At 41.3% G+C, this 4,069-nt stretch carries 4 protein-coding genes; all 4 read left to right on the top strand.

Features of this window, described 5'->3' with window-relative positions:
- The first annotated feature begins 203 nt into the window (after nt 1-203).
- The 4 genes from RAC86_RS36020 to RAC86_RS36005 are packed head-to-tail and all read left to right on the top strand — an operon-like array spanning nt 204 to nt 4,069.
- On the top strand, nt 204-1,604 hold the full coding sequence (locus RAC86_RS36020) for a glycosyltransferase (protein ID WP_377886720.1): 1,401 nt from the start codon (nt 204-206) through the stop codon (nt 1,602-1,604).
- Complete coding sequence (locus RAC86_RS36015; RefSeq protein WP_377886719.1) at nt 1,601-2,707, top strand: tetratricopeptide repeat-containing glycosyltransferase family 2 protein; 1,107 nt, start codon at nt 1,601-1,603, stop codon at nt 2,705-2,707. The genes RAC86_RS36020 and RAC86_RS36015 overlap by 4 nt, the downstream gene beginning before the upstream one ends.
- Nucleotides 2,694-3,401 carry a class I SAM-dependent methyltransferase gene (locus RAC86_RS36010; RefSeq protein WP_212059439.1) on the top strand — a complete coding sequence of 236 codons (708 nt, stop codon included), beginning with the start codon at nt 2,694-2,696 and terminating at the stop codon, nt 3,399-3,401. The genes RAC86_RS36015 and RAC86_RS36010 overlap by 14 nt, the downstream gene beginning before the upstream one ends.
- On the top strand, nt 3,398-4,069 hold the full coding sequence (locus RAC86_RS36005; RefSeq protein ID WP_129138156.1) for a glycosyltransferase family protein: 672 nt from the start codon (nt 3,398-3,400) through the stop codon (nt 4,067-4,069). Before RAC86_RS36010 ends, RAC86_RS36005 begins: the two co-directional genes overlap by 4 nt.

Here is a 4,069-nt window from a genome sequence, read left to right as displayed (position 1 = left end):
CAAACTGGTTAAGGCAACTTCTCATCCCTATTCCCCTGAATTCCCCAACCTTGTTGATCCCCTTAAGGGAAAACTAAATGTAAAACAAATTCATCGACTTTTTCTTTAAAAAACCATTCACATTTTTACGTTTAAGCAGCATTCTCCTTTTTACAGGAAAGAATCATTCCGTCTGAACATTACGATATACATATAGTATCCGAATGATATGGCGAAGGGCGGAGGTTATAGTGAAAACGAGTATTATTGTTCTGACTTATAATCAATTAGCTTTAACAAAACAATGCTTGGAGAGCATATGGAAGCATACGAATAATGACTGTATAGAAGTAATTGTTATAGATAACGGCTCTCATGACGGTACACGTGACTACCTCAAACAGATAACTTCAATTAAAGCGATTTTTAATAAAACGAACGAAGGCTTCGCAAAAGCCTGTAATCAGGGCCTTGAAGCTGCCTCAGGGGACAATATTCTTTTTTTAAACAATGATACTGTTGTAACAAATCAATGGCTGGAGCCAATGATCAAGCTGCTTTATCAGGATGATAAAATCGGCATGGTCGGGCCTGTAAGCAATTATGTCAGCGGTCCGCAGCAAGTTCCCGTTAACTATACAAACGTTGAAGAAATTGAAGATTTTTCTCGTCTTTACTGTTTGCAGCAGCGAGGCAGGTCAAAAGCTGTATTGAGACTGGTCGGATTTTGCCTGCTTGTCAAAAAGAAGGTGTTGGATCAAGTTGGCGGTTTTGATGAACGTTTTGTAGGCGGTTCATTTGAAGATGATGATTTAAGCCTCCGCGTACTGCAAGCGGGGTATCAGCTAAAAATCGCTCTTGATTCGTTTGTCCACCATCACGGTCATGCCACGTTTACAGGCAATCCAGATTTAAGCATCAGTCAATTATACGAAGAAAACCGGCAACGCTTCATCGATAAATGGAAGGTGGATGTAACAACATTCTTTGACTCCCAGCCCCAGCTGACAGCACTTGTGCCAGCGGAAGCCGACTCTATCTTACATATCGGTTGCGGCACGGGAGCTGCGGGGACAGAGCTTTTGAACCGGCAATCCTGTTTATTGTATGGGATTGAAAAGGATGAGTTATTACAGACCATTGCAAGCCCCTATTACGAACAAGTCATTTCGGCAGATGTGGAAACATGCGACCTCCCTTACCCTGAGTCCTTTTTCGATGTCATTTTGATCGATGACCTTTTAAACTGCTCAAAAAATCCCAGACATACAATTGAGACTCTTGCCGTTTATCTAAAGCCTTCTGGCTCGCTGATTTGCAGCATCCCAAATACTGCCTATGCAGATACATTTTTCTCTTTATTATGTGGTGCATCGACGTACACACATTTCATCACACCTCGCAACGTAAATACCCTATTTCCTGAATATCTTTATGACATAAAATCCATCACCTCCCATTCCTCCGATACTGAATCAAACATACAGCTCTTTTTACAAGAACTTCAATTCCTTGCCGGGCAATTTGGTTTGTCTTTGGATCACTTGTCAAAACATGCCCATATTGATTACATGTTTGTCCATGCCATAAAGAAAAAACAGAATAAAACGGAGGTGGCGATGTGATTTCAATCAGTTTATGCATGATTGTAAAAAATGAAGAGGCTGTTATTGGCCGATGCTTAGATTCTGTGCAGGAGATAGCTGATGAGATCAATATTGTGGATACCGGGTCAGTTGACAAGACGAAAGACATTGCTGCTCGCTATACAGACCGAATCTTTGATTTTAAATGGATTGACGATTTTGCGGCAGCCCGAAATTTTTCGTTTCAGCAGGCGACATCCGACTATATCTTATGGCTTGACGCCGACGACGTGTTTACCAAGAAAGATCAAGAGCTGTTATTGGATATAAAAAGAACGCTTGATCCGGATATAGACGCGGTCTCAATGAAATACCATTTGGCTTTTGATGAAGAAAATAACGTCACATCCAGCTTAAGGAGATACCGGCTCGTAAAACGGGAAAAGAGCTTTAAATGGATCGGCGCGGTTCATGAATACCTAGAAGTATATGGGAAACTTCACCACAGTGATGCAGCGGTTTCTCACCTGCCACTTAGTCATGACGCAGATCGCAACCTCCGAATTTATGAAAAAATGGCCTCGTCAGGAAAGGATTTTTCTCCAAGAGATTTATTTTACTATGCGAACGAGTTGTGTGATCACGGAAAAATGGAGCAAGCGATTGAGTACTATTTACGTTTTTTACAAACGAAGCAGGGATGGGTAGAGGATAATATCAGAGCGTGCAATAAATTAGCAGACTGCTACCATTCACTGGGGCTGAAGGAAAAAGAATTAAGCTGGGTGCTCCACACGCTCGTCTATGGACCGCCTAGAGCAGAAACCTGCTGCAGGCTGGGATACTCTTTTTTAGAAAAAAACGATTTTCAAAGTGCGGTCTATTGGTATGAAAAAGCAATAGAAAACAAAGGAGCAGAAAACCTGGCTTTTCAAAACCGCGCCTGCGCGACCTGGCTTCCCCACCTGCAATTAGCCGTCTGCTACGATAAACTCGGCCAGCATCAGCTTGCCTATCAGCATAATGAATCGGCATTGCAATACCGTCCCCATGATTCAAGAATGCTAGCCAACAAAAAATATTTTGAAGATATTCTAAAGATGCAGACCGGCTCCGGGAGTGAACATCATGGAAATCAATAAAAATTCACTTGCTGATTCTATGAAAGAGTATGAGTTAAAAGATAAAGAGTATTACAAAGGCATCAACTGGCAGCTATTTGATCTGATAGAACCGCATGCGAAAACCATTCTTGAAGTCGGATGTGCTGAAGGCTTGTTTGGCGCAGCTGTGAAGGAAAAAACGAATTGCTCCTATTATGGGATCGAGTCTTATCCACCAGCTGCCGAAAAAGCAACACATTATATTGACGAAGTAATAACGGGAGACATTGAAACACTGAAGCTGCCTTTTCAAAAAAACACATTTGATCACATTATCTTCGGTGATGTTCTGGAGCACTTAATAGACCCGTGGGCAGTTTTAGGTAACATCAAGCCTTACGTAAAAGAAACAGGGAGTATCTTGGCAAGCATCCCGAATATCGGACATATCTCGATTTTCGAAAGTCTGCTGTCCGGCAAATGGACGTATATACAGGCAGGGCTGCTCGATAAAACACACTTCCGTTTTTTCACCTTGGAGGAAATGAAAAAGATGTTTCATGAAACAGGCTACAAGATCAACCAAATCGAGCCTATTGTTTTTACGACTCATTATTATGAAAAAATGATCAGCAAACTTGCTTATGTCAGATCATGCATGGGAATTCACCATGCAGATCTTGAGGAGGAGGCCAGAGCCTATCAATATGTCATAAAGGCAGAGAAAAGATGAATCAGCATACAAACGAAAATTCAATTAGCTTCATTACATGTGTGAATGACGATACCCTTTATGATCTCTGTCTAAGACATATTCAGTCTCTTTCTGTACCGCCGCATATGAAGGTAAAATTAATCAATATCCGAGACGCAGACAGTATGGCGTCCGGCTACCAGGCGGCAATGGAGGACTCTGACTCAAAATATAAAGTGTATTTACATCAGGACACATTTATCATCAATCGTTCCTTCATTTATGATATTCTCCATGTCTTTCAGCACAATGATCAGCTTGGCATGATAGGCGTTATAGGAGCTGAAGAAGTGCCGCAAAGCGGGATTTGGTGGGAGGCTTCTAAAAAAGCCGGAAAAGTCATTGAATACCGCAGCACGTACAACTATTTATTATTTGATGAAATTGATGAAACTGTGAAAGCAGTTCAAGCATTAGACGGTTTATTACTGGCGACTCAGTACGATGTTCCATGGCGAAAAGATATTTTTAACGGATGGCATTTATATGATACTTCTCAATGTTTTGAGTTCAGAAAAAAAGGATATATAGTGGGCATCCCTCATCAGAAAGAGCCTTGGGTCTTACATGCATGCGGCAACGAGTTTGATACAGACCAGTATTCTTATTACCTTAAAAAATTTTTGGAGGGATATTCCGAGACATGA

It is taken from the genome of Bacillus sp. LR_5 (assembly GCF_042709275.1).
The sequence above is the reverse complement of the archived record's forward strand: the minus strand, read 5'-3'. Positions and strand labels throughout refer to the sequence as shown.

Bases quoted from the DNA above. Each gene is read 5' to 3' on its own strand.
- RAC86_RS36020 (WP_377886720.1), top strand. From the start codon at position 204: ATGATATGGCGAAGGGCGGAGGTTATAGTGAAAACGAGTATTATTGTT.
- RAC86_RS36010 (WP_212059439.1), top strand. From the start codon at position 2,694: ATGGAAATCAATAAAAATTCACTTGCTGATTCTATGAAAGAGTATGAG.
- RAC86_RS36005 (WP_129138156.1), top strand. From the start codon at position 3,398: ATGAATCAGCATACAAACGAAAATTCAATTAGCTTCATTACATGTGTG.